Genomic DNA, 6185 nt, shown 5'->3' on the forward strand with positions numbered 1-6185 from the left:
GCCGACGCGGTCGAAGCCTTCTGGAATGAAATCGGCGTCCGCGCCCCGGTGCCGGCATCGGACACGCTGAGCCGCGCCCTGGCGGTGGGCGCGACCATGATGTGGGGCATCCCGGAATTCTTCAAGCCGCGCTGGCTGTCGCCCGGCGCACAGGGCGAATGGTGGCCCGCGCACTGGACCAGCCTGTACGATCCTACGCCCCTGCGCGAGCTGTTGTCCAAATACGTGGATTTTTCCTGTCTTGGCGACAGCCCGACGCGCTTGATCGTCTCGGCGGTCGAGGTGGATCGCGGCGAACTGGTCTATTTCGACAGCCGGGTCGATACCCTGACCGCGGATCACATTCTGGCCAGCTGCAGCCTGCCCCCCATCTTCCCCTGGACCACGATCGACGACCGCCATTATTGGGATGGCGGCATCATCAGCAATTCACCGCTCGAGCAGGTGCTGCTGCGCTGCGGCCCGGACAACAAACAGGTATTCATCGTCGACCTGTTTCCCGGCGAGCGGCCCCTGCCATCGAATCTGGCCGAAGTGCTCTCGAGGCGCGATGAAATCATCTACGGTGAACGGATTCGCAACGATGCGCACGTGCGCGAGCTGGTCCACGAATTCAAGGGCCTGGTCGATGAAATCATGGCGACGGTCGAGCCCGATGTCGCAGCCCGCCTGCGGCAACGGCCGCGCTATGTCCAGTTGATGGGCCGGGGTGCCGCCAGTACCGTCACGCGCATCGTACGCGATGGTTCAACCAAAGAGCCCCTGGCGGCCCATTATGATTTTTCGATGCAGGCTATTTTGCGCCAGCGGCACGAAGGCTATCTGACGGCCCTGCGGCTGCTGGCGGCCCAGGGGCAGGCGGGCAGCTGACCGGCGCGGCTGGCACCGCCCGGGCCGCCGGCCACCTTCGTCGGCCACCTTCAAGTCGATACGGGCACCTGCGCGATGCGCGCAAGCGCCGCCGTACGATCGGGTGCGACCGACAGGATAGATAGAAACCCGCTGATGTCGAATACTTCGTGTACGTGAGGCTGGAGCCGGCACAGCACGAGCTGGCCGGCATTTTGCTTCTGTCGTTTGGCAAGCATCAGCACGACCCGCAACCCTGCGCTCGAGATGTAATCGACTTCGGCCAGATCCAACACGCAATACGTATCGCCCTGCTGCAACTGGGCCAGCAGCTGGGTTTCGGCTTCTGCCGCATTGCCGCTGTTGATCTGCCCAATTACGGATATGATGCGCACAGCACCGTTTTTTTCACTGAGTATGTTCATGAATAGCCAGCCAAAATGAAGAGAAGCGCAGCTCAAGACCATATAATAATCAACATATGCCGGCAATGGTCGTGCAGCCCGGATATCAAGAACACCGACATCGCAGCCGCATGACACATCTCATCCACCCCAGACTGCCGCCTTCACCGCCCTTTCAGCGCCCCCAGGACCTCGTCTATGCAGGCGACGAACGGCCCCCCCTGCCCACCTTGCTCGGGCTGGGCGTGCAGCACATGGCCACCGCCCTGGCCCTCATCGTCTACGTGCTGGCGTCGGCCCGCATCGGCGGGCTCGACGCCGAGGCCACGCGCAGCCTGGTCACGGCCACCATCCTGGGCATGGCGCTGGCCACTTTTTTGCAAGCCTGGGGCGGCAAGCTGGGCGCGGGCCTGCTGCTGGTCCACATCCCCGATCCCGTGCTGGTCCTGATAGCCGGGCTCGTGCTGGGCGAATACGGGCTGGGCGGGCTGGTGCTGGTCGGCCTGGTCAATGGCGCCGTGGCGCTGTGCGCAGGGTATGTGATGCCCTATCTCCGCTCGGTGTTGCCGCCTACCGTCGCCGGGGTCGTGGTGTGCATAGCCGGCCTGTCGCTCATCACCCCAGGGCTGGAACAGCTCGGCGGGATGGACAACGACAGCCAGATAAACGGCACCGAGGCGATAGTCGGTCTGGCCACCCTGCTGGTGATCGTCGCATTGTCCATCTGGGGCGGCCGGCGGGGCAAATTGTTTGCGCTGCTGGCGGGCATGTTCGTGGGGGTGGTGCTGGCGGGGCTGATGGGCCGCCTCGAGGGCTTCGAGCAGCTCGGCACCATCCCAGTATTCGATATTCCGCCTGTCCCTGCGCCCAATTTCGATGTCAATCCTTCCGTGCTGATCGCCGTCGGCGTGCTCGCCCTCATGACTCAACTCGACGTGTTTGGCTGCGTGGTGCTGATGCATAAAATGAACGACAGCGACTGGCGCCGGCCCAACATGCAAATGGCCGGCGCCGGGATACGCGCCAATGGCCTGGGCAACATGCTGGCCGCATGGCTGGGGGCCTACCCGAATGCGGTGTCCTCCGCCAATATCGCCCTCGCCCACATCAGCCGGACCACATCGCGCTGGGTGGGTCTCGTGGCCGCCGCTCTGTTGGCCCTGGCCGCGTTTCTGCCGCAGATCACCCTCTCCCTTACCCTCATCCCACGGCCCATCATTGGTGCGGTCGCGTTGTATGCCGCTGCCTACCTGATCGTCTCCGGCATCGAACTGATCGCCTCACGGGCATTGGATGCGCGGGCCATCTTCATGATCGGGCTGTCCTTCGTGGCGGGCCTGGGCGTCATGTTCTCCCCAAGCCTGGCGGACCTGGCCCCCGAGTCCGTACGTTTCATCGCCAGCAACGGCATCATCGTGGCGGGCCTGACGGCCATTGTCCTGAACCTGATTTTCCGGCTGGGCACGTCCCAGACCGCCCGCCTGGATCTCACGCACGTCGGCCCGTCGCCCATGGCACGCCAGATCACAGATTTCGTCGAAGCCCAGGGGGCTGTCTGGAGTGCCCGGCGCGACGTGGTCAAGCGTGCGGCCCAAGCCGCACTGGAAGCCGCCGAAGCGGTTTCTGCCGCAGGCGGGCGGCCGCTGCTCGGGCTCAAGGGCTCGTTCGATGAATTCAACCTGGAACTCGAACTCATTCACAACGGCCCGCCCCTGCCAGTGGGCAGCCCCGACACCACCGTGGATGCCCGCCTGCTGGATCTGGATGGCGATGCCTTCCAGGCTGCCATGGACCGTGCGCTGGCCAATGTGTCCGGGGTGCTGCTCAAACGCCTGGCCGACAACTTGAAAAGCGGTACGCGGGGGGAGACGTCCTATCTTCATCTGCATTTTGCACACTGACCGCCATGGCCGGCCGCCGCCCCGCGATGCAAGTGACTGCGACATGGACGCTCGAGGCCGTGCCCGGGGCCATACCGCCGGCGCTCTCCTGGCTTGCCGCCACCGCCCGCCAGCGCCGTTGGCCCGAATCCGTGGCGCGGCACCTGGCCCTGTGCCTGGATGAAGCGTTGGGCAACATCGTGATGCACGGTTTCAAGGGACAGGCACACAGCGAAAAGAAACAGATCGACCTGCGTATCCTGGAAAGCCCACACAGCACGGCCATCGACATCATCGATCATGGCGTGGCGTTCGATCCGACCCAACGCGACCTGCCGCCGCTCGCGGGCTCGCTGGCAGGCGCCCGTCCCGGCGGACACGGGCTGCGTCTGATGCGCCACTATCTGGACGAGATTCACTATGAACGCCGAAATCATCGCAATCATCTGCGGCTGATCGTCCACACCGCATCATCGGGAAACTGATCCGTGCCGCACACCCCGCCCTCCGGCTTCCCAGGGTACGACCCCAGCCTGCACGCCGTGCAGGCGCTGATCGACCCGCACGCCGTGGCCCACAATCTGCGGCATCTGCGTCAGGTACTGGCGGCATCGCGGGCAGACGATCCGGCGCCGGGCGTACGCCTGTGGGCCGTCGTCAAGGCCGACGCTTACGGGCACGGCCTGGCCATGGTCTATCCAGGCCTACACGATGCCGACGGGTTGGCTGTATTCTCGAAGCAGGAAGCCTATGCGTGTCGCCAGATGGGCTGGAAAAAGCCGCTGCTGGTGATGGGCTCGCGGCTCGAGCCCGAAGATTTGCACCATGCCGCCCTGTTCCCCCTGCACTGGGTGGTTGACGACTGGTCGGCGCTGCGTCAGCTCGGCCTGTGTCCGACCGGCCGGCCGCTGCACGCGTGGCTGCGCTTTCGCGGACACCTGAACCACGGCGGCTTCGACCCGGCGAGCTATCGAAAAGCCTACCTGCGCCTGGCCGAGTTGCAACAAGCTGGGCACGTGAGCGGCATTGGGCATTTCTGCCATTACGCCAGTGGCGAAGATCCGCAACAGCTGCAAGAAGAACGGCAGTTTTTCAGCCACTGCCGGGCGGGCCTGCCCGGCCCGGTCTGCACGGAAAATTCCGGATCGCTGCTGATCGAACCCGAGCAGGCGGCACGCACGGATTGGGTGCGCACCGGCATCGCTCTGTACGGCATCAGCCCACTATCTGGCGAGCACGGCGGCGCGCTCGGGCTACGGCCTGCCATGCGGCTGCAGGCGCCTTTGCTCGAGGTACGGCCCTTGGCAGCCGGCAGCCCATTGGGCTACGGGGCGGATTTCCGCGCCCCCCATGATATGCAAATCGGCCTGCTCGCGTGCGGCTATGCAGACGGATTTCCGCGCCGTCCAGGGCCTGACGCGCAGGTACTGGTCGGCGGATCGCACAGCCGGATCGTGGGCCGGGTCGCCATGGAAACCCTGGCCATCGACCTGACGGGTCTGCCCCGGTCGTCTCCCATCACCTTGTGGGGCGACCCGCTGCTGCCCATCGAGCACGTCGCCCGTCGAGCAGACACGATTCCGGCACAGCTGTGCACCGCCCTTACTGCGCGGGTCGTTCGGCGACAGGTTCCGGCTTCGGACGCCGCGGCGCAAAGCGCCAGAACGCTAAAGTGGCCAGAAGATAGATGAGGCCCACCCCGGCCAGCCCCACCGGCAGGCTCACCCAGGCCAGCAGCGCCCCCACCAGCAGAGGCCCCAGCATCTGCCCGAATTTGTCGGCCGCCCGCATGACGCTCGTGGCGCGGCCGGCCCCGTAGTCGCGCACATTGCGCAACTGCAGCATATACGCCAGCTGTGCGCTGCCCGCCAGGCAGCTGGCCACGGCCAGGCACAGCACGGCGCCGGTCGCCATGGCCAGGCCGTCGCCCCAATACAAACCCAACAGCCCTGCACTGCCAAACACGCCGCCTGCCACGATCCATGCTTTTCGGTGCGCGCTGCCATCCGTGATCCGGGCCATCGGGGGCCCCAGATAAATGACGCATAGCCCATACAGCATGATCATGCGGCCGACGCTGGCCGTGGTGCCGCCGGCGGCTTCCACGTACAAAGGCAGTGCGTAACTCAGCAGGCCGGCCTGAGCGACGGAAAACGGGACGATGCAAGCCAGCAGCAACAGACCATAGTCGCGGCTGAACACCAGGGCGCGCAGAGTGCGCCATGACATGGCCACAGAGAGCCCCGGGCCGGGTCGCGATGGCCTGGACCGCTCGAGCGGCACGCCCTGCCTGCCAGGCCCCATCAACATGAACACCCCCAGAAACGGTAGCGCCAACAAGCCCGCTGAGAGCAGAAACACCGCGATCGCGCCCAGCTGCTGCTCGAGCATGGCGCCCGCGGCCGCCCCTGATAAATACCCCGCAAATAGCCCTGCCACAAGGATCGCCATATTGCGGCCTCGATGCGCGACCGGGCTATGCAAGACAATGAACCCCTGCAGGCCCATCCACGCCAGGCCATACCCGAACCCGGCCAGCGCCCGCGCCGCCACCAGCGTGGACCATGAAGGCGCCAGACCGCTGGCCACGTTGCCCGCCATGCCAACCAACAGGCCCGCAAGCACCGGCAGGGCCCAGCCGCGGCGGTCCGTCAGACGCCCGGCCAACAGCGCGGCCACGAGCCCGCAGCCCATGTCGGCCGCGATGGGCACACCGAGCAGATACTCGAACCCACGGGCCTGCTGGACCAGCGGCAGCAAACTGCGAGCGTACAGGGGCAAGAAGCTCAGCGGCATGGCCATGGCGAACAAAAAGCCAAACATCACCGGTCGGGCAATGCGGCCAGGCCGCACGGGGTCGGCATCATCCGTCACGACGCCCGGTTCGTGGCTTTCGTGCCGCAGCAGCACACGATCCATCAGCAAAGCCAGCAACAGCAGCAGTTCGAACGTCGCCACCAGTGCCACGACCATGACGGTGGCGGCATCGAGGATCCGGGCACGGATCCCATCGGTCATGCGGGCGCCATCCAATAGGATCTGTATATGAGCC

Annotated in this window: 6 protein-coding genes; 4 read left to right on the top strand and 2 right to left on the bottom strand. The window is 65.6% G+C overall.

Annotated features, from left to right (window positions below; translation table 11 throughout):
* The coding region (locus WCZ84_RS13405) for a patatin-like phospholipase family protein (protein ID WP_372686781.1) at nucleotides 1-870 on the top strand (870 nt) is incomplete at its 5' end.
* A 50-nt stretch (nucleotides 871-920) separates the two neighbouring features.
* On the opposite strand, the gene WCZ84_RS13410 is transcribed toward WCZ84_RS13405, so the two are convergent.
* Entirely contained in the window at nucleotides 921-1274 is a 354-nt protein-coding gene (locus WCZ84_RS13410; protein ID WP_372686782.1) for an STAS domain-containing protein, read from the bottom strand.
* Between the two features lie 110 nt (nucleotides 1275-1384).
* Here WCZ84_RS13410 and WCZ84_RS13415 point away from each other — a divergent pair, with 110 nt between their 5' ends.
* From WCZ84_RS13415 to alr, 3 genes are read left to right on the top strand one after another with little or no spacing between them, the layout of a single operon-like run.
* Nucleotides 1385-3154 carry a solute carrier family 23 protein gene (locus tag WCZ84_RS13415; protein WP_372686783.1) on the top strand — a complete coding sequence of 590 codons (1770 nt, stop codon included), beginning with the start codon at nucleotides 1385-1387 and terminating at the stop codon, nucleotides 3152-3154.
* A gap of 32 nt (nucleotides 3155-3186) precedes the next feature.
* A complete protein-coding gene (locus WCZ84_RS13420; RefSeq protein WP_372686784.1) occupies nucleotides 3187-3618 on the top strand; it encodes an ATP-binding protein in 432 nt (143 codons plus the stop codon).
* A gap of 3 nt (nucleotides 3619-3621) precedes the next feature.
* Nucleotides 3622-4824 (top strand): alanine racemase, encoded by a 1203-nt coding sequence (gene alr / locus WCZ84_RS13425; RefSeq protein WP_372686785.1) that lies wholly within the window; start codon nucleotides 3622-3624, stop codon nucleotides 4822-4824.
* On the opposite strand, the gene WCZ84_RS13430 is transcribed toward alr, so the two are convergent.
* Nucleotides 4736-6185 (bottom strand): MFS transporter (locus WCZ84_RS13430; protein WP_372686786.1); only part of this gene is annotated, 1450 nt, incomplete at its 5' end. The two genes, alr and WCZ84_RS13430, sit on opposite strands and share 89 nt — an antisense overlap.

Source organism: Castellaniella sp. (assembly GCF_041675725.1).
Taxonomy (GTDB): domain Bacteria; phylum Pseudomonadota; class Gammaproteobacteria; order Burkholderiales; family Burkholderiaceae_B; genus Castellaniella.